Origin of the sequence: Burkholderia sp. Tr-862, assembly GCF_011753085.1 — a bacterium.
In the GTDB taxonomy this organism is placed as follows: Bacteria; Pseudomonadota; Gammaproteobacteria; order Burkholderiales; family Burkholderiaceae; genus Burkholderia; species Burkholderia ambifaria.
Window position 1 is genome coordinate 1 of record NZ_VWWG01000022.1, and the last position, 22,450, is coordinate 22,450.

Genomic DNA, 22,450 nt, shown 5'->3' on the forward strand with positions numbered 1-22,450 from the left:
GCCTGCGCGGGCGGCGCGCCGTCGAGCACGCGCGAACCAGCGCGCGTCACCTGGCCCGCGACGTCGAACAAGTCCTTCACCGACACGGGGATGCCCGCGAGCGGCGACAGCACGGTGCCGGCGGCACGCAGGCGATCGTGCGCGTCGGCGGCCGCGCGCGCGTTGTCGGTGTCGACTTCGGTGAAGACGGCCGCGCCCTGGCCCGACGGATCGGCGATCCGTTCGAGCGCGACGTCGACGAGCGCGCGGCTCGTGGTCCGGCCGGCGGCGAGGTCGGCGGCGAGTCGGGCGAGCGGGGGGAAGGGCGTGAAAGTGGTCATGGGCGGCTCAGGGGCGAAGATGTTGGACAAGGGTGGCGCGAAACGAATCGATATGGCGTTCGACGGCCGCGCGCGCGCCGGCGGCGTCGCGCGCGGACAGCCGCTCGAACAGCTCGCGGTGTTCGCGCTGGACGTCGGACAGGTGGTGCGGTTCGGACAGCGTGACGAACCAGAAGCGCAGCGAGCGTTCGTGCAGCGCGCGCAGGATCTCCGCGAGCACCGTATTGCGTGCCGCCGCGGCGATCGCCTGATGAAACGCGCGGTCGAGTTCCATCATGCCCTCGACGTCGTGCGTGTCGACGCACGACTGCCCATCGTCGAGCAGCGCGGCGATGCGGGCGAGATCGTCGGGCGTCGCATGGCGGGCGGCGAGTTCGACGCAGTGCGCTTCGTTGACGCGCCGCACGTCGATCACCGCGACGATGTCGTCGAGCGACAGCGGCTGCACCAGCAGCCCCTTGCGCGGTATCACGGACAGCAGCCCTTCGAGCACCAGCCGGTGCACGGCCTGATGGACGGGCGTGCGGCCGATGCCGGTGCGTGCGACGAGGTCGGCTTCGTTGAGCGCGGCACCGGGCTTCAGGCGCATCGTGATGATGTCGCGCTGGATCAGCGCGTACGCGCGCTCGGCCAGGCTGAGCCCCGAGGTGGCGCGCCGGTCGGGCAGGGCGTCGGTCAGGGCGTTCATGCGGGTGGGGGCGCGGTGGCCGGGCGGAGCACGATCATGGCGCGGGCGATCGGGTGAGGTGGGCAATCCGTGAATATTATTGTGATATATCACTGGTGTCCAGTTCACCGGGGCGACCTTCGATGCCGCCAGCCACGGTACGCTGGCGTGTCCGGCGCTGCATGCGACGACTTGCAACAATATCGACAGGATGTTGCAGGTTTACCGCGGGATCGTGCACTGAAGCATAATGAATCTTCGTCAATCCAAATACGCGCGAGCGACGCACCAGACCATCGTCATGAGCGAAATCACGCCTTCCCCGGCCGGTCTGCCCGGCACCCCTTCCGCGTCTCCCCATTCCCACCGTTCCGATCCGGCACAAGCGCCGGAGGTGCCCGCCGCACAGCCCTCCGTCGCGCAGGCTGCCGCGGCCGAGGATGTCGCGGCGGACGGCGCATCGCCGGTCACGGCGGCGTCCGAGCCGGGCGCAGCGGGTACGACGGCCGCTGCTGAACCCGCTGCCGCGCCGCCAAAAGCCGGTGCCGCGCCGCCCGGTTTTGGCGCGCAGCCCGATTTCGACACGCCGCGGCCGCCGCCCGCGAGCGCGCAGAATGCGCCGCCGGCTTACCTGAAGAACAGCGACACGCCATGGTCGGTGTTCGGCCGCATCGTCGCGGCGCGTGCGCGCCGGCTGTTCGATCGCGCCGGCCAGCGGATCACACAGCGCACGTTGCGCATCGGCGTGTCGGCGCGGATCTTCCATCCGGAGCCGGGTGCGAAGGGGTTGCGCGGCAAGACGCTGCAGTATCTCGAGGAATCGATCGCGCACTGGGTGATGTCGCGCGACGTGCTCGTGTTCATGATTCCGACCGTCGGTCACCAGGGCATGCTGCACCCGAGCAACATCCGCCTGCGCGACTACGCGAAGCATCTCGACGGCCTGCTGCTGCAAGGCGGCGCCGACGTGTCGCCGCAAACCTACGCGGCATCGGATGCGCGCCCCGAATGGCCGGGCGACCGCGTGCGCGACATGTACGAGCTCGAGCTGTTTCACGAGTTCGTCGAGTCCGGCAAGCCGGTGCTCGGTGTGTGCCGCGGCTGCCAGCTGATCAACGTCGCATTCGGCGGCTCGCTGTACCAGGACATCGCGACCGACGTGCCGACCGCGCATCCGCACGTGAGCGAGCATTACGACCAGCATCGCCACGCGATCCGCTTCCCCGACTCGTCGACGCTCGCGAGCATGTTTCCCGGGCGCAGCGAAGCGATCGTGAACTCGATCCACCATCAGGCGATCCGCGATCTCGGCCGCGATCTGAACATCGAGGCCGTGTCGGCCGGCGACGGGATCATCGAAGGCATCCGCTACCGGCGCGCACCGTTCGTCGTCGGCGTGCAATGGCACCCCGAGTTTCATCGCGCGGGCGGCTCCGAACTGCTCGACTGCACGCCGTTGCTCGACGCATTCTTGCGCGCGGCACGCGAAACGCGCCTGTAGCCGGCGCTTGTATCGCGTCGCAGGAAGGCCGGCCGCATCCCGTCAATTCGAGATGCGGCCGTTTCGTTTTGAACGATAATCGCGACTCCCGATTCGTTCGCCGGAGTTTGACGTTGTTCTTCCGAAAATTTTCCGTCGCACGCTGCGCAACGTGGATCGTTGCGATGGCCGCCTGCGCGCACGCGGGCGCAGCATGGTCCGCCGATGCGACCGCGCCCGTCGCGGGTACGCGCCCCGCGGTGACGAGCCTGAGCGGCGATGCCACGCCGGTGTCCCCCGCGTCCCCCGCGTCCGCGACGGATGCCACCGCGCAAGGCAACGTGGCCGAACTCACGCAGATGCTGCACGACGGGCGGATCGTCGAGATGCGCACCACCTACAACGGCAGCTACGGCGCGAGCCTGATGTTCGATCAGCGCGAGATGACCTATTACGTCGCGCTGTTCCAGAACAAGCATCTGTGGCGCGTGATCAAGTCGCAGGACAAGAACCGTGCGGAGAGGGTGTACGCGAACTTCGTCCAGCAGACGGTGCAGCTCGCGGACGTCGAGATCCGTCGCACCGAACTGCAGGCGCAGAAGACGTTCCTCGAACGCGTGATCGCGCTGCAGGCGAATCGCGCGCAGCAACTGCAGGCGGATCTGAGCGTCGCGCGCAGTCAGCAGGCCGAGGTCGCGCAGCGGCAGCAGTCGGCGCAGGAGCAGACGCAGGCGCTGCAGGTCGAGAAGCGAGCCGCGCAGGCGCAACTGCGCGATCTGCAGGAGCAGGTGCGGCAACTCGAGCGGCAAGCCGACACCGGGTTGCCCATGCGCAAGTGACGACAGGTCGGTCCGCTGGATCGACGCAAGAACGCAACCCGGCAAAGCTTGCTTCGCCGGGTTTTTTATTGGGTGGCCGTCGGCCGGGAAGCGTGCGAAGCAGATCGGTTGGGCGGCGCTGCGACAGTTGCGACAGTCGCGACGCGTGGTTGAAGTACGTCGGTGCGTGGGCGTGCCACGGCTATCGGTCGATCGGATCAATCCGACTTTGATGCGCCTTTCGAGAGTATCCATAGGACCCTTCCGGGCCGGACGCGGCGACGGCAACCGCGACTGCCGGCCCGCTCCAAGGCAACCGTTGGCTTCGCGTGGCATCATTTGCGGGCCATGCCGGCGTGCGCATCGTCGCGCGACGTGCCGCTGGATGGCGGCGATGTCCGTGCGCGCCGGCCGGTGCGACACGCATCGCCGGATCTACACGGCGCGATGTCGCGCCATCCGAATCGAGAGAACAACATGTCCACAGCAACACACGCCGTCGCGCAGGAATCGAAAGTTCGCACCGTGTTCCGGGTCGTCAGCGGCAACTTCCTGGAAATGTACGACTTCATGGTCTACGGGTATTACGCGTCGGCCATCGCGAAGACCTACTTTCCGAGCGGCAACGCATTCGCGTCGTTGATGCTGTCGCTGTCGGTGTTCGGCGCAGGCTTCCTGATGCGCCCGGTCGGCGCGATCGTGCTCGGCGCGTACATCGACCATCACGGCCGCCGCAAGGGGCTGATCCTGACGCTCGGGCTGATGGCACTCGGCACGCTGACGGTGGCCGGCGTTCCGAGCTACGCGACGATCGGCGTGCTCGCGCCGGCGCTCGTGCTATTCGGCCGGTTGCTGCAGGGCTTCTCGGCGGGCGTCGAGCTGGGCGGCGTGTCGGTCTATCTGTCGGAGATCGCGACGAAGGGCCACAAAGGGTTCTATACGTCGTGGCAATCGGGGAGCCAGCAGGTGGCGGTCGTGTTCGCCGCGTTTGTCGGCGTGCTGCTGAACCGCATGCTGCCGGCCGAGGACATGACCGCGTGGGGCTGGCGCATTCCGTTCCTGATCGGCTGCCTGATCGTACCGTTCCTGTTCCTGATCCGTCGTTCGCTGAAGGAAACCGACGAGTTCCTCGCGAAGCGTCACCGTCCGACGATGGGCGAGATCATGCGTTCGATGCTCGAGAACTGGGGCATCGTGATCGCCGGCATGGGGATGGTGATCATGACGACGGTGTCGTTCTACATGATCACCGCATACACGCCGACGTTCGGCAAGGAAGTGCTGCACCTGTCGTCGCTCGACGCACTCGTCGTGACCGTCTGCGTCGGCCTGTCCAACCTCGTGTGGCTGCCGCTGTCCGGCGCGCTGTCGGATCGCATCGGCCGCCGCCCGGTGCTGATCGCGTTCACGGTGCTCACGCTGCTGTCGGCCTATCCGGCCGTGTTGTGGCTCGTGGCCGAACCGTCGTTCCTGCGACTGCTGGCGGTCGAGCTGTGGCTGTCGTTCCTGTACGGCTCTTACAACGGCGCGATGGTCGTCGCGCTGACCGAAGTGATGCCGGCCGATGTGCGCACCGCTGGCTTCTCGCTCGCGTACAGCCTGGCGACGACGATCGGCGGCTTCACGCCCGCGATCTCGACGTTGCTGATCCACCAGACCGGCAACAAGGCGGCACCGGGGCTGTGGCTGACCGTCGCGGCGCTTTGCGGGCTGATCGCGACGCTCGTGCTGTATCGCACGCCCGAGTCGCGCAACCAGTACAAGGCGGCCTGACGCCGCCTGCACCGCGCCACGTCGGGTGAAAAAAGGGAGCGCGCCGCGCTCCCTTTTCTTATCGGCCTTCGGGCATTCAGGCGGCGCGCAGCGCGTCGGCGACCGTCGCCGCCACGTCGAGCCATTGTCCCGGTGCGGACTGGCGGGCGAGCCGGGCGTGCGGATACCACGGACAGTCGTCGCCGGTGAACCAGCGCCAGTCGGGCGCGAACGGCAGCATGATCCACAGCGGCTTGCCGAGCGCGCCCGCCAGATGCGCGACGGCCGTATCGATCGTGACGACGCCGTCGAGCCGTTCGATCAGCGCGGCCGTGTCGGCGAAGTCGTTCAGCCGCCCGTCGAGGTGATGCACGCGCGGATGCGCGTCGACGCGCGCCCGTTCGTCTTCGTCGAGCGCGGGCTGCAGCACGACCCAGTCGATGTCCGGCAGCGCGAGCAGCGGCGCGAGCGCGTCGAACGGCATCGAGCGGTTCTCCTGGGCCTGGCGGCGCCCCGACCACGCGAGGCCGAACTTGCGCTTCGACTGGCCGCCGAGCGAGCCGCGAAAGCGTCGGCGCGCGCTGTCCGGCGCATCGAGATAGCGCTTGCCCGCGACGATGTCGGACGGCTGCAGACCGAGCAGGAAAGGCAGGCTCATCAGCGTGCACGCGACGTCCGCCGCCGGCGGCTTCGCCGCGCCCTGTGCGACGAGCGTCACGCGCCAGCGCGTCGCCACCGGCGCGAGCAGCGCGACGAGCTCCGGCTGCACTTCGAGCACGACGCGCGCGCAGCGCGCACGGGCCAGCGGCACGAAGCGGATGAACTGCAGCGTGTCGCCGAAGCCCTGTTCAGCGCGGATCAGCAGCGTGCGCGACGCAATCGGCTCGCCGTGCCAGCGCGGCAGCGTGCCGAGCGGCGTCGCGCCCGGCGTGTCGTGGCGCGTTTCGTACGCGGGCAGGCCGCGTGTGAAGTCGCCCAGCGTCAGCAGCGTGACGGCGCGGTGCAGTTGCGCGAGCTTCAGGTCGGGCGCGACGCGCAGCGCCTGATCGAACGCGCGCAGCGCCATTTCGTGCGCACCGAGTGCGTGATGCGCGTTGCCGAGGTTCAGCCACGCGAGACTGAACGACGGATCGAGGCCGACCGCGCGTTCGTAGTAGGGCAGCGCTTCGCGCTGGCGCCCCAGCGCGCACAGCGCGTTCGCGAGCCCGAACAGGGCGAGCGGGAACGGCGGGTGCAGCGCGAGCGCGGCTTCGAACGCCGCCGCGGCTTCGCCGTGACGGCCGAGCGCCTCGAACGTGTTGCCGAGATTGAAGTGCGCGGCGACGAAGCGCGGCTGCGCGGCGATCGCCGCCTGGAAGTGCGCGATCGCATCGTCAGCCCGGCCCATCGCGTTCAGTGCCATCGCGAGATTGTTGTGCGCGCCGGCATGTCCGGGCCGCAGCTCGAGTGCGCGATGGAACGCGGCGAGCGCATCGTCGTGACGGCCGAGCGCATTCAGTGCGTTGCCGAGATTGTTGTGGATCGATGCGTCGTCGGGCGTGAGCCGAAGGGCGCGGCCGAACGCGTCGACGGCATCTTGGTGGCGCTGCAGCGCCGCATACGCGTTGCCGAGGTTGTAGTGCGCCAGCGGAAATTCGGGCGCGAGCGTCAGCGCGTTGCGAAACCGCTCGATCGCTTCCTCGAGCCGGCCGAGCGCCTTCAGCGCGTTGCCGAGATTGAGCTGCAGCGCGGCGTCGCCCGGGCGCAATTCGACCGCACGCCCGACGAGATCGGCTGCCTCGGCATGCTGGCCCTGCTGATGCCGCAGCACGCCGAACAGATGCAGCGCGTCGGCGTCGGCGGGATTGGTGCCGAGCGCGGCACGATAGCCGTGCTCGGCCTCGGCGAGGCGGCCCGCGCGGTGCGCGGCATACGCTCGGTCGAATGCGGAATCCATGACGCGAAAACTGACGGAAAGCGCGTATTTTCCCACACTGCGCGCAGCTGCCCCAGATTGGCCGGTCGGCATATGGCCCCGTCACGCGGAGCGGCGTAGACTTGCAGGATCGCGTGTCATCGAGGCGCTCATGGCTGACACACTGCTCGACATCCCGCCCGTGCTGATCGTCGGCGCAGGCCCGACCGGCCTTGCCGCCGCGATGAGTCTCGCGCGTGCCCGCGTGCCGGTGCGCGTCGTCGACCGGCTCACCACGCCCGCGCCGTATTCGCGTGCGATCGGCATCCAGGCGCGCACCCTCGAAATGCTGGAGCAGCATCGCGCGGTCGAACCGTTTCTCGTGCTGGGGCATCGTGCGCACGCGGCCGCGCTGCATGCGGGCGGCCGCGTGATCGCGCGGCTCGATTTCGATCCGCTGCAAACGCGCTATCCGTACCTGCTGTTTCTCGACCAGAGCATCACCGAGCAACTGCTCGCGGAGCATCTGGCCGGCCTCGGCGTGACGGTCGAACGCGGCGTCACGCTCACGGCGTGCGACGCGGGCGGGACCTCGCTCGACGTGACGATCCGCGACGCCGACGGGCGTGAACAATCGTTCGCGCCGTCCTACCTGATCGCCGCCGACGGCGCACACAGCACGGTGCGCCATCTGCTTGGCCTCGGCTTCGCCGGACAAGCGTTCGAGCAGACCTTCCTGCTTGCCGATTTCTCGGCGATACCCGACTGGCCGGAAGAGGAGATCCACCTGTTCACGACGCCCGACGGCATCGCGGGCCTGTTCCCGATGGGCGGCGGCCGCTACCGGCTCGTCGCCGACCGGCCGCCTGGCGGTGCATCTCCCGATGCGCCGCCACCGTCGCTCGCGGAATGCGAGGCGATCGTGCGCGCCCGCGTCGGTGCGTCGATCGCGCCGAGCGACCTCGCGTGGTCGTCGTATTTCCGCCTGCATAGCCGGATGGTCGACCGGCTGCGTCACGGGCGCGTGTTCTTCGCGGGCGACGCCGCGCACGTTCACAGCCCGGCAGGCGCGCAGGGCATGAACACGGGCATGCAGGAAGCGTTCAATCTCGGCTGGAAGCTCGCGCGCGTGCTTGGCGGGGGCACGCCGGAGCGGCTGCTCGACACGTATCACGCGGAGCGCCATCCGATCGAACGTGACGTATTGCGGCAGACCGGCCTCGTCACGCAGATCGTCGAAGCCGATCACGGCGCGATGAAGCTGCTGCGCGATCATGTCGTGCCGCTGCTGGCGACGTTCGGGCCGGTGCGCGACGCGGTGCGGCGCACTGTCAGCGAGTTGGGCGTGCAATACCGGAAAAGCCCGCTCACGCTCGAGCGCGTGCTCGACGGCGGGCCGCGCGCAGGCGAGCGTGCGCCGGACGCGCTCGTACATGTGGTCGACGGGCCGCTCGGACGGGCACCCGGAACCGCGCGGCTATACGACCTGCACGACCCGGCGAGCTTCACGCTGCTGCTGCTCGAGGAGCCGGCAGGCGCCGACGCGGGCGATACGAACGACGTGCCGCCGATGCCCGCGGATGCGCGGGCGCTCGCGCAGGGGCTGGAGCGGATCATGCCGGGCGCCGTGCGGACGTGGCGCGTCGCCGATGCCGAAAGCGACGGGGCGGACGGGCTTGCGCAGGCATACGGCCGCTCGCGGCCGTCGTTCTACCTGCTGCGGCCCGATGGTTACATCGCGTCGCGCGGCCGTACCGCCACCGACGCGAACGCGCTGCTGCGCCACTGCGAAAGCTGGTTCGCGGGCATGTCGCTGCCCGCGTAGCGGGGCGCTCAGGCGGAGACTGCGGCCGGGACGAGCGACGCGCGGTGCGCGGCGATCGCGGCGAGCACGATCGGCGCCGCGCGTTGTGCGGCTGCGCTCGACGGGTCGTCGAGCGCGGCGAGCAACGCAAGACGCATCCGCGGTTCCCAGAAGCGCCGGATATGCTCGGCGATTCCGGTCAGCGCTTCTTCGCGATCGGGCATCGATTCGAAGAAAGCGCCGATCTGGTTGGCCATGTCGATCAGGTGTCCCTTGTCCATCGCGTCCTCACTTGCCCGTCGTCACGGTGGCCGGCGCGGCTGCACGGCGCTCGAGCAGGTCGAGCTGCTCCGAGTTGAAGCGCGCGTACGCACGCTGCCAGTCGGACGGCTGCGCAACCGGCATCACCTGCACGGCCGTGACCTTGTATTCCGGGCAGTTCGTCGCCCAGTCGGAGCTGTCCGTCGTGATCACGTTCGCGCCCGATTCGGGGAAGTGGAACGTCGTATACACGACACCCGGCTGCATGCGATCGGACACGAGCGCACGCAACACCGTCTGGCCCGCCCGCGATTCGATGCCGACCCAGTCGCCGGTCCGGATCCCGCGATCTTCCGCGTCGTGCGGGTGGATCTCGAGGCGGTCCTCTTCGTGCCACTGGACGTTCTCGGTCCGGCGCGTCTGCGCACCGACGTTGTATTGCGACAGGATGCGGCCCGTGGTCAGAATCAGCGGATAGCGCTGCGTGACCTTTTCCGGCGTCGGAATGAACTGCGTGATCACGAAGCGGCCCTTGCCGCGCACGAACGCGTCGATGTGCATCGTCGGCGTGCCGTCCGGTGCCTGTTCGTTGCACGGCCACTGGATACTGCCCAGCGCATCGAGCTTCGCGTACGACACGCCCGAGAAGGTCGGCGTGAGCCGTGCGATCTCGTCCATGATTTCCGACGGATGCGTGTAGTGCATGTCGTAGCCGAGCGCCTGCGACAGCAGCAGCGTCACTTCCCAGTCGGCGTAGCCCGCGAGCGGCGGCATCACCTTGCGCACGCGCGAGATGCGGCGCTCCGCGTTCGTGAACGTGCCGTCCTTCTCGAGGAACGTCGAGCCCGGCAGCAGCACGTGCGCGTATTTCGCGGTCTCGTTCAGGAAGATGTCCTGCACGACGACGCATTCCATCGACGACAGCGCGGCGGCGACGTGCTGCGTGTTCGGATCCGACTGGACGATGTCCTCGCCCTGGCAGTAGAGCCCCTTGAAGCTGCCGTCGAGCGCCGCGTCGAACATGTTCGGGATGCGCAGCCCCGGTTCCGGTTGCAGCGTGGCCGACCATGCCTGTTCGAACAGCGTGCGCACGCGGTCGTCGCCGATGTGGCGGTAGCCGGGCAGTTCATGCGGGAACGAGCCCATGTCGCACGAGCCCTGCACGTTGTTCTGGCCGCGCAGCGGATTGACGCCGACACCTTCGCGGCCGATGTTGCCGGTCGCCATCGCGAGGTTCGCGATGCCCATCACCGTCGTCGAGCCTTGCGCGTGTTCGGTCACGCCGAGGCCGTAGTAGATCGCGGCGTTGCCGCCAGTCGCGTAGAGGCGCGCGGCTTCGCGTACCACCTCGGCCGGCACGCCCGTCACATCGGCGGTCGCTTCGGGCGAGTTCTCGGCACGCGACACGAAGTCGCGCCATTGCTCGAATGCGCGCGCTTCGCAGCGCTCGGCGACGAACGCGTCGGCGATGAGCCCTTCGGTGACGATCACGTGCGCGAGCGCGTTGACGATCGCGACGTTGGTGCCGGGGCGCAGTTGCAGGTGGTGCGCGGCCTTCACGTGCGGGCCGTCGACCACGTCGATGCGGCGCGGATCGATCACGATCAGCTTCGCGCCTTCGCGGATGCGCCGCTTCAGGCGCGAGCCGAACACCGGGTGGCCGTCGGTCGGGTTCGCACCCATTACGACGATCACGTCGGCGTGGTCGACCGACGCGAAGGTCTGCGTGCCGGCCGATTCGCCGAGCGTCGCCTTCAGGCCATAGCCGGTCGGCGAATGGCACACGCGTGCACAAGTGTCGACGTTGTTGTTGCCGAAGGCGGCGCGCACGAGCTTCTGCACGAGGTAGGTTTCCTCGTTCGTGCAGCGCGACGACGTGATGCCGCCGATCGAATCGCGTCCGTACTTCTGCTGCAGCTTGCGGAATTGCGTCGCCGCGTAGGTGAGCGCCTCTTCCCAGCTGACTTCGCGCCACGGGTCGGTGATCTTCTCGCGGATCATCGGCTTCGTGATGCGGTCCTTGTGTGTCGCGTAGCCCCACGCGAAGCGCCCCTTCACGCACGCGTGGCCTTCGTTCGCGAGGCCGTTCTTGTGCGGCGTCATGCGCACGACCTGCGTGCCCTTCATCTCGGCCTTGAACGAGCAGCCGACGCCGCAGTACGCGCAGGTCGTGACAACCGAGTGCTCGGCCTGGCCGAGCCGGACGACGGATTTTTCCTGCAGCGTGGCGGTCGGGCAGGCGGCGACGCACGCGCCGCACGATACGCACTCCGATGCCATGAACGATTCGCTTTCGCCGGCGGCGACGCGCGATTCGAAGCCGCGCGCGGCGATCGTCAGCGCGAACGTGCCTTGCGTTTCCTCGCACGCGCGCACGCAGCGGTTGCATACGATGCACTTCGACGGATCGTACGTGAAGTACGGATTCGATGCGTCCTTCTGCTCGCGCAGGTGATTCGCGCCGTCGAAGCCGTAGCGCACTTCGCGCAAGCCGACGACGCCCGCCATGTCTTGCAGCTCGCAGTCGCCGTTGGCCGGGCAGGTGAGGCAGTCGAGCGGGTGGTCGGAGATGTACAGCTCCATCACGTTGCGGCGCAGCGACTGCAGCCGGTCCGACTGCGTGCGCACCTTCATCCCGGCTTCGGCGGGCGTCGTGCACGATGCCGGATAGCCGCGCCGGCCTTCGATTTCGACGAGGCACAGACGGCATGAGCCGAACGGTTCGAGCGAATCGGTCGCGCAGAGCTTGGGCACATTGACGCCGGCTTCGATCGCGGCGCGCATCACCGACGTGCCGGCCGGCACCGTCACCGGCTGGCCGTCGATTTCGAGCGTGACGTCGGTATCGGCATGCCGTTGCGGCGTACCGTAGTCGGTATCGTCGAACGGATCGAATGCGCGCGCCTGTGCGGCGCTCTTGCACGCGCATTGGCCTGAGCCGCAGCCGCCTTGGCGGACGTTGTTCGTGTCGAGGGACATGCAGGGCTCCTTCTGGGTCAGGCCGCAGCCTTGACCGGACCCGACGCGGCTTGCTTGCCGGCGGCGAGCCCGAAATCTTCGGGGAAATGATCGAGCGCGGACAGCACCGGGTACGGTGTCATCCCGCCCATCGCGCACAGCGAGCCGGCGAGCATCGTGTCGCACAGGTCGCGCAGCAGCGTGACCTGTCGCTCCGACGTATCGCCTTCGCGAATGCGTGCGATCGTCTCGACGCCGCGCGTCGATCCGATCCGGCACGGCGTGCATTTGCCGCACGATTCGATCGCGCAGAACTTCATCGCGTATTCGGCGAGCGCCGCGAGATTCGACGTGTCGTCGTGCAGCACGATGCCGCCGTGGCCGACGACTGCGCCGATGGCCGTATAGGCCTCGTAGTCGAGCGGCACGTCCCACTGGTGTTCGGGTAGATAGGTGCCGAGCGGGCCGCCGACCTGGGCGGCGCGCGCGGGCCGGCCGCTCGCCGTGCCGCCGCCGTAGTCGAACAGCAGCTCGCGCAGCGTGACGCCGAACGCGAGCTCGACGAGGCCGCCGTGGCGGATGTTGCCCGCGAGCTGGAACGGCAGCGTGCCGCGCGAGCGGCCCATCCCGTAGTCGCGATAGAACGCGGCGCCGCGCGCGAAGATCACCGGCGCGGTCGCGAGCGTGATCACGTTGTTGATCACGGTCGGCTGGCCGAACAGGCCGGCGAGCGCAGGCAGCGGCGGCTTCGCGCGCACGACGCCGCGCTTGCCTTCGAGCGATTCGAGCAGCGCCGTTTCCTCGCCGCACACGTACGAACCGGCGCCCTTCGCGACGTGCAGGTCGAACGCATGCGCGGTGCCGAGCACGCGTTCTCCGAGCCAGCCGGCTTCACGGGCGCGCACGATCGCGGTTTCGAGTGCCGCGATCGCGTGCGGATATTCGCTGCGCACGTAGATGTAGCCGAGCGTCGCGCCCGTCGTGATGCCCGCGATGATCATCCCTTCGATCAGGCAGTACGGATCGCTTTCCATGATCAGGCGATCGGAGAACGTGCCCGAATCGCCTTCGTCCGCGTTGCAGACGATGTACTTCTGCGTCGCGCTCGCCTGCCGGACCGTGCGCCACTTGACGCCGGCCGGGAAGGCAGCGCCGCCGCGGCCGCGCAGTCCCGATTCGATCAGCGTTTCGCACGCGGCGTCGCCGTCGAGCGCGAGTGCGTTCTTCAGGCCGGTGAGGCCGTCGTGCTTCAGGTAGTCGTCGATCGACAGCGGATCGGTCAGGCCGATGCGCGCGAACGTGAGGCGCTGCTGGCGCGCGAGATAGGGCAGGGCATCGACGAGGCCGACGCCGCTCGGATGCGTGCCGCCGTCGAGCCAGTTCGCGTCGAACAGGGCGGGCACGTCGGCGGCCGACAGGTTCGCGTAGCCGACGCGCCCGGCGGCCGTGCCGATCTCGACGAGCGGCTCGAGCCACAGCAATCCGCGCGAACCGTTGCGGACCAGTTCGATCGCGACGCCGCGCCGCTCGGCTTCCGCGACGATCGCGGCGGCAAGGGCGTCGGCGCCGAGCGCCAGTGCGGACGAATCGCGCGGAACGTAGATGCGGGTCGTCATGCGGCCTCCGGGATGTGGGCGGCCGCGTCGGCGAGCAGCGCGTCGAACTTCTCGGGCGTGACCTTCGCGTGCAGCACGCCGTTGACCGTCATCGATGGCGATTGTGCGCACAGCCCGAGGCAGTAGACCGATTCGAGCGCGACGTCGCCCGGCGCGTGCGCATCGGCGCCGTCGCCGTGCGCGGCGTCGAACCGGCAACCCGTGCGCGCTTCTGCGTGCGCGGCCAGTGTTTCGCAGCCCATGCTGCGGCACGCCTCGGCGCGGCACATCTGGATGGTCACGCGCGCGGGCGGCGCGGTGCGGAAGTGGTGATAGTAGGTGAGCACGCCGTGCACTTCCGCGCGCGACAGGTTCAGCGCCTTCGCGAGCGGCGCAACGCAGCCGGCCGGCACGTAGCCGGCGTCGTCCTGGATCGCGTGCAGGATCGCGACGAGCGAGCGGCCGGCGCGCGCATGGCGCTCGACGAGCACGTCGGGCGCAGGGGAATTCGGGGACATCGTTTGTGCTCCTCCAAAGTCTCATATGCGCTGGGAATGCATATAGTGCGCAGCAGGACTTCGTACTGATTGATTTTGCCCAACGATAAGCGGAAGATTTCGCAGTCGCAATAGGAAATCGGAGTGCATAATTGATTCGAATCGAATGCGACGCGTATCTGACCGTACGCGACACGGAGGGCCGCACCGCGAGCCTGTCGGACGTCGCGCCTTTGCTCGAACTCGTGGCCGATACGGGCAGCATCGCGCAGGCCGCGCAGGCGAAGGGGCTGTCGTATCGGCATGCGTGGGGCATGCTGCGGGCGCTGGAGTCGTGCGTCGGCGGCGAGCTGATCGAAACCGCGCGCGGCAAGGGATCGACGCTGTCGGAGCTGGGGCGGGCGGTCGTCGACGCGCAGCGCCTCGCGCGTAGCCGTCTCGACGGGAACCTGCGCGCGCTGGCGGCCGAGGTGGCGAGCGACCTGAACCGGCGGCTCGCGCAACGCGACGGCGCCGTGCGCATCCATGCATCGCACGGCTACGCGGTCGCGGCACTCGTTTCCGCGCTCGTCGATGCGCAGGCAGCCGTCGACATCAAGTATCGCGAGAGTGTCGAGGCCGTGCAGGCGCTCGCGCGCGGCGAATGCGAGCTGGCCGGGTTCCATCTGCCGCGCGGCGCGTTCCGCGAGCAGTGCGCGCAGATCTACCGGCCATGGCTCGACGACACGCGTCACGTGCTGATTCATCTGACGCGTCGCCAGCAGGGGCTGTTCGTGCCGCGCGGCAACCCGAAGCAGGTCCGCGGGCTCGCCGATCTCGCGCGCAACGACATCCGCTTCGTCAACCGGCAGCCGGGGTCGGGCACGCGCATGCTGCTCGATCTCGCGCTGCGCGCGATCGGCATCGATCCCGAGCGTATCGACGGCTATGCGTCCGCCGAACTCACGCACTCGGCGATCGCCGCGTTCGTCGCGAGCGGGATGGCCGATCTCGGCTTCGGCGTCGAGCCGGCCGCCCATCATTTCGGGCTCGATTTCATCCCGGTCGTCGACGAGGACTATTACTTTGCGTGCGAACGCGCGCGGCTCGACTCGCACCCGCTCGCCGGCGTGCTCGCCTTGCTGCGCGATGCGCGCTTCGTCGAGCGCGTCGCGCATCTCGACGGCTACGATCCGGCCGCGTGCGGGACGCTGACCGGCATCGCGGCGGGGCTCGCCGGCACGGCCGAGGCCGGTGGGCCGGACGGCAACGCACGGTAACGGGAAGCGTGTGAAGCGCGCTGCAGCAGTGGGGGATTTGCGCTACGCTTGCCGCTTGATCAACGTTCCAACAAGCACGCCGTTCAGGCGTCATCCCGCCATGAAATTTTCCGTTCCCCTTTCCGCGGCAGCGTTGACCGCGGGACTTCTGGTCGCTGTTTCGCCGTTTGCGTTTGCGCAGAATTCCCCGGGTGTGCCCGGCGGGATCCTGAGCGAACAGTTCCGCCTGGCCGAGCATCCGCAGATGCCGTTCGCGGCGTCAGCGCCGTCGCAGAAATACCAGAACGGCAAGAAGTCGGCGTTGCGCCGCAAGGGCGATATGGGTGATCCGAACGGTTGCAACCTGAAGTGCCCGCTGGACACCCAGTAAGCCCGCGCCGGCGCGCGGCATCGCTGCCGCCGCGAGCGCGTTGCCGATAACCGCACGGGGTTGCGCGGTTATCTCCGGGCCCCGCGAAGCTTGCTGCTTCGCGGGGCTGTGTTTTTTGCGGCACGTTGTGGTTCGGCCCGAGCGCCCGGCGCCGGATCGGCCGCATGTCGAATTCATGGATTTAGGGTTAACCCTGAATTCAGGAAGGATGTGTTCCGGAAACCCGCCTTATTCTTAAGCACGCGCCTACATAAACTTCGGTTTGTCAGCGATGAACGGGGTGTTCACCGCGAAATCAGACAAATCTGGAGGTAGGTCATCATGAAGTCGCTCGTTCAAGCCGTTGTCGTTGCTGCTGCTCTCGTCGCCCCGGTCGTGTCGTTCGCGCAACCCGGCTCGGCACTCACCCGCGCACAGGTCCGCGCCGAACTGGTTCAGCTCCAGCAGGCCGGTTACAACACCGCCCGCGGCGAAGATCCGCACTATCCGGAAGCCATCCAGGCAGCCACTGCGCGCGTCGCCGAGCAGCAGCGCAGCGCATTCGCCCAGGCGCAAGGCGCCGATGCCAGCGGCTATGGCGCACAAGTGCAGGGCGCATCGGCATCGGGCTCGCGTGCGATCGGCGTGCGCCCGGCCAGTGCCGAAGAAATGAAGTCGCTGTATCGCGGCAGCTAAGCGGCGCATCGCCCGGTGACGTTGCGCGGCCGGCGGAACCACCCGTCGCGCCCCCGTCGCGGTGCCTGGCTGTACCGAACATCCGTTACCTCCTGCCGCCGGCATACCGGCGGCATTCCGCCCGGCCCGTCCGGGGCTGGGCGCTTTTTCGAAAAGGCACGGGACGTACGGTTTCGCCGGCAACAAAAAACCCCGCAGACTTGCGTCGTGCGGGGTTTGTGCGTCAAGCGCGGAATTTGGTGGAGGCGGCGGGAATCGAACCCGCGTCCAGAAGCGCTCCACGACTAGTTCTACATGTTTAGTTCAGTCATTTGATTTAACCGCAGCGACGCGGACGAACACGCTGCACTACGGCGATTCGCTAAATTTTCGACCCTGGCGTCGCGACGCCGACAGGGCTTAACTGACGTAAATGACCTCTGGCGGTATTGCTACCGGTCTTGCGACACTAGCCCGTCAGTGAACTAGGCAGAGGACGGCGGCCGTTAGGCTGCCAGTGCGAACGTATCGTCGTTTGCAGTTACGATTTTCCCATTGATTAACGAGGTGACGGGTCCTCGACATGCCCTAGCCGCTTCACAACCCCTGTCGAAACCAGGTCGCCCCCGCGGATCAGATCAATCATTATAGCCCAACATCGCGCAGCAGTTCGCGTAGTTCCTGCGTCGAGCCGACGAGATGCTGCGCCTGCCAGTCGGCCGGCGCGGCGCCGTCGCCGCAATAACCATAGGCGGCCGCGACCGTCGCCATGCCTGCTGCGCTGCCGGCCTGGATGTCGCGAAGATCGTCGCCGACATAGACGATGCGCTCCGGCGCGAGCGTCATTTGTTCGGCCGCATGCAGCAGCGGGGCCGGATGCGGTTTCGAGTGCGGCGTTGTGTCGCCCCCGACGATGCAGGCCGCGCGCGCCGCCAGGCCGAGCAGGTCGGCGAGCGGTGCGGTGAGGCGCATCGCCTTGTTCGTGACGATGCCCCAGCGCACGCCGCGTGCATCGAGTTCGTCGAGCACGTCGCCGATGCCGGGGAACAGCGTCGTATGCACGCAGATGTCCGTCGCGTAATTGGTCAGGAACTCGTCGCGCATCGCTTCGTAGCCGGGCGATTGCGGGTCGATGCCGAACGCGCCGCCGAGCAGGCCGCGCGCACCGGCCGATGCCAGCGGGCGCAGCACGTCGAGCGATGTTTCTGGAAGGCCGCGCACGCGCTGCATCTTGTTGACGGCGGCGGCGAGATCGGGCGCCGTATCGGCGAGCGTGCCATCGAGGTCGAACAGCACCGCATCGCAGTGCAGCAGGCGCGGCTCGTCGAGCGCGGCCCGCTCGGTCGAAAGGGGAGTCGTCATGCCGGTCGGAAGGTCACGCGCCGCGGCGGCACGCGACGAGATAGTTGATGTCGGTGTCGTTCGACAGCGCGAAGCGCTTGCCGATCGGGTGATAGGTAATGCCCTTGATCTCCACGATGTGCAGATCGGTCCCGCGCACGAAGCTCGCCAGTTCCGACGGGCGGATGAAGCGCGCGTAGTCGTGGGTGCCCTTTGGCAGCATTCGTGCGATGTATTCCGCACCGATCACCGCGAACAGGTACGACTTCAGGTTGCGGTTCAGCGTCGAGAAGAACACCCAGCCGCCCGGTTTGACGAGCGTTGCGCACGCAGAGACGATGCCGGCCGGCGACGGCACGTGCTCGAGCATCTCCATGCACGTGACGACGTCGTAGGTGCCCGGCTCGCGTTCGGCGATCGCTTCGGCGGCGATCGCCTCGTAGTCGACCGTGACGCCGCTCTCGAGACTGTGCAGATCCGCGACGCCGAGCGCCTCGGTCGACAGGTCGATGCCTTTGACCTGCGCGCCGAGCCCGGCCATCGATTCGGACAGGATGCCGCCGCCGCAACCGATATCGAGCGCGCGCTTGCCGGCCAGGTGCGCGTGCGCATCGATCCAGCCGAGCCGGACCGGGTTCAGCTCGTGCAAGGGCTTGAATTCGGCATTCGGATCCCACCACCGATGGGCGAGGTCGCTGAATTTCTGGAGTTCGTGCGGATCGGCGTTGGTCATGTCGGCAAACGGGCTACGGGAGGAGGGCGGTGCAACGGTGCGTCAGCCCCGAGTATATAAGATGCGGGCGAGCGGCGAGGCGACGAGCGCGTGGACGGGCGTCAACGAAAAAGCCCCGCCGGAGCGGGGCTTTGAAGCAGTCGAAAACCGTGGCTTACTGCGCCGGAACGGTCGTCTTCTGGACTTCTTGCGTACCGACCACTTCCACTTCCACGCGGCGATCCGGTGCGAGGCAGGCGATCAGTTGCTTGCGGTTCTTCTGGTTGCAGCCCGTCGTGACCGGGTTGCGCTTGCCCTTGCCTTCCGTGTAGATCTTGTTGGCCGGGACACCCTTGCTGACCAGGTACGACTTGACTGCTTGCGCACGGCGCAGCGACAGACGGTCGTTGTACTTGTCCGAACCGATGCGGTCCGTGTAGCCCGTTGCGACGACCACTTCCGTGTTCATGCCCTGGATCTTCGAAGCCAGTTCGTCCAGCTTTTGCTTGCCCAGCGGCTTGAGCGTTGCCTTGTCGAAGTCGAACAGTGCGTCGGCTTGGTACGTGATCTTCTGGCTCGTGATGGCCGGAGCAACCGGAGCGACCGGCGGCTGCGGTGCCTGGGCGACCAGTGCGCCATCGCACTTTGCGTTGGCGGTGGCCGGCGTCCAGAACGCGTCACGCCAGCAGAGCTCGTTCGTGCCGTTCATCCACACCCATTCGCCCGTGCCGTTCACCCAGTTGTCGTTGACGGCTTGACGCGACGCCGGCACCGACTGTGCCGAAGCGGATGCAGCCATAACTGCGGTAGCTGCAATGAACGCGAGCTTTGAAAGTTTATTCATATTTCTCCTCTCGAAATTGAGATTACCGCAGGTTTACTGCGAGCCTGTTGACGGTGACAAGTCATACATTGCTCGAAGTATAACATTGGTGCGGCACAAAAAACGTGGCACCGCTCTGTGTAGACTTCGAGCAGCGTCTAACTTTCAGTGCGTTGGCATTTTGCCATATCGTTCCCTTCCTACGAAAAAAAATCCTCCCCACCCTAAGATCGCCTCAACGTTTGTGGTGCATGCGCAACACCGACCTGCCGTAACTTTTAGAGATTGTCAAGAGCGTGTCGGCGAAATTGCGCGAAAGGCTGCATATGTTTACTCGCGTGCGTGACGCCGATTCGTGCGACCCCGCGGCGCAGTGAAGGGGCGCGATCAGGGTTGGCACAGGGCGGCTCGCCCATGGCGACGTTTCTTGCTGTTTACATATAGAGGGGGTGGCGAACTGGCGGCTGATGGGCGCATGTTAGAATCTCGCGTTGCGTTGCGCATGCAGCGCCCACGCGAAAGGCGGTCGCCGTCTTCGCTCCGAAACGATACGGATACATGGATCAATTCGCCAAAGAGACCCTGCCCACCTCCCTTGAGGAGGAAATGCGCCGTTCGTATCTCGATTACGCGATGAGCGTGATCGTCGGACGTGCCCTTCCGGATGTCCGCGATGGCCTGAAGCCCGTGCACCGGCGCGTACTGTTCGCGATGCACGAACTGAACAACGACTGGAACCGCGCGTACAAGAAATCGGCGCGTATCGTCGGTGACGTGATCGGTAAATATCACCCGCACGGCGATACCGCGGTGTACGACACGATCGTGCGGATGGCGCAGGACTTCTCGCTGCGCTACATGCTGATCGACGGGCAGGGCAACTTCGGCTCGATCGACGGCGACAATGCCGCGGCGATGCGTTACACCGAAATTCGCATGGCGAAGATCGGTCACGAGCTGCTCGCCGACATCGACAAGGAAACGGTCGACTTCGAGCCGAACTACGACGGCAACGAGATGCAGCCGGCGGTCCTGCCGTCACGCATTCCGAACCTGCTGATCAACGGCTCGTCGGGCATCGCGGTCGGCATGGCGACCAACATCCCGCCGCACAACCTGAACGAAGTCGTCGACGCTTGTCAGCATCTGCTGAATAACTCCGAAGCGACGATCGACGAGCTGATCGAGATCATCCCGGCCCCGGACTTCCCGACGGCCGGCATCATCTATGGCGTCGCCGGCGTGCGCGACGGCTATCGCACCGGCCGCGGCCGCGTCGTGATGCGTGCCACCACGCACTTCGAGGAGATCGACCGCGGCCAGCGGATGGCGATCATCGTCGACGAGTTGCCGTACCAGGTGAACAAGCGCTCGCTGCTCGAGCGGATCGCCGAGCTCGTCAACGAGAAGAAGCTCGAGGGCATCTCCGACATCCGCGACGAGTCCGACAAGAGCGGCATGCGCGTCGTGATCGAGCTCAAGCGCGGCGAAGTGCCGGAAGTCGTGCTGAACAACCTGTACAAGGCGACGCAGCTGCAGGACACGTTCGGCATGAACATGGTCGCGCTGGTCGACGGCCAGCCGAAGCTGCTGAACCTGAAGGAAATCCTGCAGTGCTTCCTGTCGCACCGACGCGAAGTGCTGACGCGCCGCACGATCTACGAACTGCGCAAGGCCCGCGAACGCGGCCACGTGCTCGAGGGTCTCGCGGTCGCGCTCGCGAACATCGACGAGTTCATCGCGATCATCAAGGCCGCGCCGACGCCGCCGATCGCGAAGCAGGAACTGATGGCGAAGCCGTGGGATTCGTCGCTCGTGCGCGAGATGCTCATGCGCGCCGAGACCGAGAACGCGTCGGCGGGCGGCCGCTCCGCGTATCGTCCGGAGGGCCTGAACCCCGCGTTCGGGATGCAGACCGACGGGCTGTACCGTCTGTCCGACACGCAGGCGCAGGAAATCCTGCAGATGCGTCTGCAACGCCTGACCGGTCTCGAGCAGGACAAGATCATCGGCGAGTACCGCGAAGTGATGGCACAGATCGCCGACCTGCTGGACATCCTCGCGCGCCCCGAGCGGATCACGACGATGATCGGCGACGAGCTGACGTCGGTGAAGGCCGAGTTCGGCGACGCACGCCGCTCGCGGATCGAGCTGAACGCGACCGAACTGAATACGGAAGACCTGATCACGCCGCAGGACATGGTCGTCACGATGTCGCACGCGGGCTACGTGAAGTCGCAGCCGCTGTCCGAGTATCGCGCGCAGAAGCGCGGCGGTCGCGGCAAGCAGGCGACACAGATGAAGGAAGACGACTGGATCGAGACGCTGTTCATCGCGAACACGCACGATTACATCCTGTGCTTCTCGAACCGCGGCCGCGTGTACTGGGTCAAGGTCTATGAAGTGCCGCAGGGCTCGCGCAACTCGCGCGGCCGCCCGATCGTCAACATGTTCCCGCTGCAGGATGGCGAGAAGATCAACGTCGTGCTGCCGGTCAAGGAGTTCTCGGCCGACAAGTTCGTGTTCATGGCGACGTCGCTCGGCACCGTGAAGAAGACGCCGCTCGAGGCATTCAGCCGCCCGATGAAGAAGGGCATCATCGCGGTCGGCCTCGACGAGGGCGACTACCTGATCGGCGCGTCGATCACCGACGGCGCGCACGATGTGATGCTGTTCTCCGACTCCGGCAAGGCCGTGCGCTTCGACGAGAACGACGTGCGCCCGATGGGGCGCGAGGCGCGCGGCGTGCGCGGCATGCAGCTCGAGGACGGGCAGCAAGTCATCGCGCTGCTGGTCGCCGGCAGCGAAGAGCAGACCGTGCTCACCGCGACCGAGAACGGCTACGGCAAGCGCACGCCCATCGCCGAGTACACGCGTCACGGCCGCGGCACGAAGGGGATGATCGCGATCCAGACGTCCGAGCGCAACGGCAAGGTCGTGGCCGCGACGCTCGTCGACGCCGAGGATCAGATCATGCTGATCACGACCGCTGGCGTGTTGATTCGTACCCGCGTTTCCGAGATACGCGAGATGGGGCGTGCTACGCAAGGTGTTACACTCATCAGTCTCGATGAGGGTACCAAGCTCTCCGGCCTGCAGCAGGTCGCGGAAGCCGAAGAGGGCGATGGCGAGGCCGACGAGGCGTCGGACGGCGAAGCCTGAATAACGGATGAGACTCGAGCCGCCGCTGGCGCCACGCGCCGCGGTCGGCGAGCAACCATTCATATTTCCAAAAGGGAGTGATG

General features: G+C 67.1%; 18 protein-coding genes and 1 other RNA gene. 8 read left to right on the top strand and 11 right to left on the bottom strand.

Going from position 1 to position 22,450, the window contains the following annotated elements; all coding sequences use genetic code 11:
* A partial coding sequence (locus F3J14_RS09645) for an amidase family protein (protein WP_247682180.1) occupies nucleotides 1–320 on the bottom strand: 320 nt, incomplete at its 3' end.
* Nucleotides 321–327: 7 nt separating this feature from the next.
* Nucleotides 328–1,008 (bottom strand): GntR family transcriptional regulator, encoded by a 681-nt coding sequence (locus F3J14_RS09650; protein ID WP_166722783.1) that lies wholly within the window; start codon nucleotides 1,006–1,008, stop codon nucleotides 328–330.
* A 280-nt stretch (nucleotides 1,009–1,288) separates the two neighbouring features.
* On the opposite strand from F3J14_RS09650, the gene F3J14_RS09655 reads away from it, so the two are divergent.
* The 3 genes from F3J14_RS09655 (at nucleotide 1,289) to F3J14_RS09665 (ending at nucleotide 5,058) form a co-directional block, all read left to right on the top strand.
* Entirely contained in the window at nucleotides 1,289–2,488 is a 1,200-nt protein-coding gene (locus F3J14_RS09655; RefSeq protein WP_166722784.1) for a type 1 glutamine amidotransferase, read from the top strand.
* A gap of 113 nt (nucleotides 2,489–2,601) precedes the next feature.
* Nucleotides 2,602–3,306 (top strand): DUF2968 domain-containing protein, encoded by a 705-nt coding sequence (locus F3J14_RS09660; protein ID WP_166722785.1) that lies wholly within the window; start codon nucleotides 2,602–2,604, stop codon nucleotides 3,304–3,306.
* 456 nt (nucleotides 3,307–3,762) lie between these two features.
* Nucleotides 3,763–5,058, top strand: coding sequence for an MFS transporter (locus tag F3J14_RS09665; protein WP_166722786.1), 1,296 nt, complete (start codon nucleotides 3,763–3,765; stop codon nucleotides 5,056–5,058).
* A 76-nt stretch (nucleotides 5,059–5,134) separates the two neighbouring features.
* Here the strand turns inward: F3J14_RS09665 and F3J14_RS09670 are convergent, their stop codons facing one another.
* Nucleotides 5,135–7,045: a tetratricopeptide repeat protein gene (locus F3J14_RS09670; protein WP_166722787.1), complete on the bottom strand. Its 1,911-nt coding sequence runs from the start codon at nucleotides 7,043–7,045 to the stop codon at nucleotides 5,135–5,137.
* 58 nt (nucleotides 7,046–7,103) lie between these two features.
* Between F3J14_RS09670 and F3J14_RS09675 the strand changes: the two genes are divergently transcribed.
* On the top strand, nucleotides 7,104–8,756 hold the full coding sequence (locus F3J14_RS09675) for an FAD-dependent monooxygenase (protein WP_166722788.1): 1,653 nt from the start codon (nucleotides 7,104–7,106) through the stop codon (nucleotides 8,754–8,756).
* An 8-nt stretch (nucleotides 8,757–8,764) separates the two neighbouring features.
* Here F3J14_RS09675 and F3J14_RS09680 read toward each other — a convergent pair whose 3' ends face one another.
* Genes F3J14_RS09680 through F3J14_RS09695 form a run of 4 tightly spaced genes read right to left on the bottom strand, consistent with a single transcriptional unit; the run spans nucleotide 8,765 to nucleotide 14,067 of the window.
* A complete protein-coding gene (locus tag F3J14_RS09680; RefSeq protein ID WP_166722789.1) occupies nucleotides 8,765–9,016 on the bottom strand; it encodes a formate dehydrogenase subunit delta in 252 nt (83 codons plus the stop codon).
* A gap of 7 nt (nucleotides 9,017–9,023) precedes the next feature.
* Nucleotides 9,024–11,975 (bottom strand): formate dehydrogenase subunit alpha, encoded by a 2,952-nt coding sequence (gene fdhF, locus F3J14_RS09685; protein WP_166722790.1) that lies wholly within the window; start codon nucleotides 11,973–11,975, stop codon nucleotides 9,024–9,026.
* 17 nt (nucleotides 11,976–11,992) lie between these two features.
* On the bottom strand, nucleotides 11,993–13,570 hold the full coding sequence (locus tag F3J14_RS09690) for a formate dehydrogenase beta subunit (RefSeq protein ID WP_166722791.1): 1,578 nt from the start codon (nucleotides 13,568–13,570) through the stop codon (nucleotides 11,993–11,995).
* Entirely contained in the window at nucleotides 13,567–14,067 is a 501-nt protein-coding gene (locus F3J14_RS09695) for an NAD(P)H-dependent oxidoreductase subunit E (protein ID WP_166722792.1), read from the bottom strand. Before F3J14_RS09695 ends, F3J14_RS09690 begins: the two co-directional genes overlap by 4 nt.
* A gap of 131 nt (nucleotides 14,068–14,198) precedes the next feature.
* On the opposite strand from F3J14_RS09695, the gene F3J14_RS09700 reads away from it, so the two are divergent.
* From F3J14_RS09700 to F3J14_RS09710, 3 genes are all read left to right on the top strand, one after another.
* The gene (locus tag F3J14_RS09700; RefSeq protein ID WP_166722793.1) at nucleotides 14,199–15,305 is read left to right on the top strand and encodes a substrate-binding domain-containing protein; all 1,107 of its coding nucleotides are present in this window, start codon (nucleotides 14,199–14,201) and stop codon (nucleotides 15,303–15,305) included.
* A 100-nt stretch (nucleotides 15,306–15,405) separates the two neighbouring features.
* Nucleotides 15,406–15,675, top strand: coding sequence for a hypothetical protein (locus tag F3J14_RS09705; RefSeq protein ID WP_166722794.1), 270 nt, complete (start codon nucleotides 15,406–15,408; stop codon nucleotides 15,673–15,675).
* Nucleotides 15,676–15,996: 321 nt separating this feature from the next.
* On the top strand, nucleotides 15,997–16,350 hold the full coding sequence (locus tag F3J14_RS09710; RefSeq protein ID WP_166722795.1) for a DUF4148 domain-containing protein: 354 nt from the start codon (nucleotides 15,997–15,999) through the stop codon (nucleotides 16,348–16,350).
* A gap of 237 nt (nucleotides 16,351–16,587) precedes the next feature.
* Here F3J14_RS09710 and ssrA read toward each other — a convergent pair.
* The 4 genes from ssrA to ompA all read right to left on the bottom strand — a co-directional run bounded on the left by ssrA (nucleotide 16,588) and on the right by ompA (nucleotide 19,226).
* Nucleotides 16,588–16,957, bottom strand: a transfer-messenger RNA (tmRNA) gene (ssrA, locus tag F3J14_RS09715).
* A gap of 17 nt (nucleotides 16,958–16,974) precedes the next feature.
* Nucleotides 16,975–17,691 (bottom strand): phosphoglycolate phosphatase, encoded by a 717-nt coding sequence (gene gph, locus F3J14_RS09720; RefSeq protein ID WP_166722796.1) that lies wholly within the window; start codon nucleotides 17,689–17,691, stop codon nucleotides 16,975–16,977.
* A gap of 13 nt (nucleotides 17,692–17,704) precedes the next feature.
* Nucleotides 17,705–18,403, bottom strand: a complete 699-nt coding sequence (gene ubiG, locus F3J14_RS09725) for a bifunctional 2-polyprenyl-6-hydroxyphenol methylase/3-demethylubiquinol 3-O-methyltransferase UbiG (protein WP_166722797.1) — start codon at nucleotides 18,401–18,403, stop codon at nucleotides 17,705–17,707.
* 154 nt (nucleotides 18,404–18,557) lie between these two features.
* On the bottom strand, nucleotides 18,558–19,226 hold the full coding sequence (gene ompA, locus F3J14_RS09730; RefSeq protein WP_006400736.1) for an outer membrane protein OmpA: 669 nt from the start codon (nucleotides 19,224–19,226) through the stop codon (nucleotides 18,558–18,560).
* 537 nt (nucleotides 19,227–19,763) lie between these two features.
* Between ompA and gyrA the strand changes: the two genes are divergently transcribed.
* Nucleotides 19,764–22,367, top strand: coding sequence for a DNA gyrase subunit A (gene gyrA / locus F3J14_RS09735; RefSeq protein ID WP_166722798.1), 2,604 nt, complete (start codon nucleotides 19,764–19,766; stop codon nucleotides 22,365–22,367).
* Nucleotides 22,368–22,450 lie beyond the last annotated feature (83 nt).

What these genes read in the sequence shown, in the direction of transcription:
- gyrA (WP_166722798.1), top strand. Translation starts at nt 19,764, where the DNA reads ATGGATCAATTCGCCAAAGAGACCCTGCCCACCTCCCTTGAGGAGGAA.
- F3J14_RS09695 (WP_166722792.1), bottom strand. Translation starts at nt 14,067, where the DNA reads ATGTCCCCGAATTCCCCTGCGCCCGACGTGCTCGTCGAGCGCCATGCG.
- ompA (WP_006400736.1), bottom strand. Translation starts at nt 19,226, where the DNA reads ATGAATAAACTTTCAAAGCTCGCGTTCATTGCAGCTACCGCAGTTATG.
- F3J14_RS09650 (WP_166722783.1), bottom strand. Translation starts at nt 1,008, where the DNA reads ATGAACGCCCTGACCGACGCCCTGCCCGACCGGCGCGCCACCTCGGGG.
- F3J14_RS09675 (WP_166722788.1), top strand. Translation starts at nt 7,104, where the DNA reads ATGGCTGACACACTGCTCGACATCCCGCCCGTGCTGATCGTCGGCGCA.
- F3J14_RS09665 (WP_166722786.1), top strand. Translation starts at nt 3,763, where the DNA reads ATGTCCACAGCAACACACGCCGTCGCGCAGGAATCGAAAGTTCGCACC.
- F3J14_RS09655 (WP_166722784.1), top strand. Translation starts at nt 1,289, where the DNA reads ATGAGCGAAATCACGCCTTCCCCGGCCGGTCTGCCCGGCACCCCTTCC.
- F3J14_RS09705 (WP_166722794.1), top strand. Translation starts at nt 15,406, where the DNA reads ATGAAATTTTCCGTTCCCCTTTCCGCGGCAGCGTTGACCGCGGGACTT.
- F3J14_RS09690 (WP_166722791.1), bottom strand. Translation starts at nt 13,570, where the DNA reads ATGACGACCCGCATCTACGTTCCGCGCGATTCGTCCGCACTGGCGCTC.
- fdhF (WP_166722790.1), bottom strand. Translation starts at nt 11,975, where the DNA reads ATGTCCCTCGACACGAACAACGTCCGCCAAGGCGGCTGCGGCTCAGGC.
- F3J14_RS09710 (WP_166722795.1), top strand. Translation starts at nt 15,997, where the DNA reads ATGAAGTCGCTCGTTCAAGCCGTTGTCGTTGCTGCTGCTCTCGTCGCC.
- ubiG (WP_166722797.1), bottom strand. Translation starts at nt 18,403, where the DNA reads ATGACCAACGCCGATCCGCACGAACTCCAGAAATTCAGCGACCTCGCC.
- F3J14_RS09670 (WP_166722787.1), bottom strand. Translation starts at nt 7,045, where the DNA reads ATGCCGACCGGCCAATCTGGGGCAGCTGCGCGCAGTGTGGGAAAATAC.
- F3J14_RS09680 (WP_166722789.1), bottom strand. Translation starts at nt 9,016, where the DNA reads ATGGACAAGGGACACCTGATCGACATGGCCAACCAGATCGGCGCTTTC.
- gph (WP_166722796.1), bottom strand. Translation starts at nt 17,691, where the DNA reads ATGACGACTCCCCTTTCGACCGAGCGGGCCGCGCTCGACGAGCCGCGC.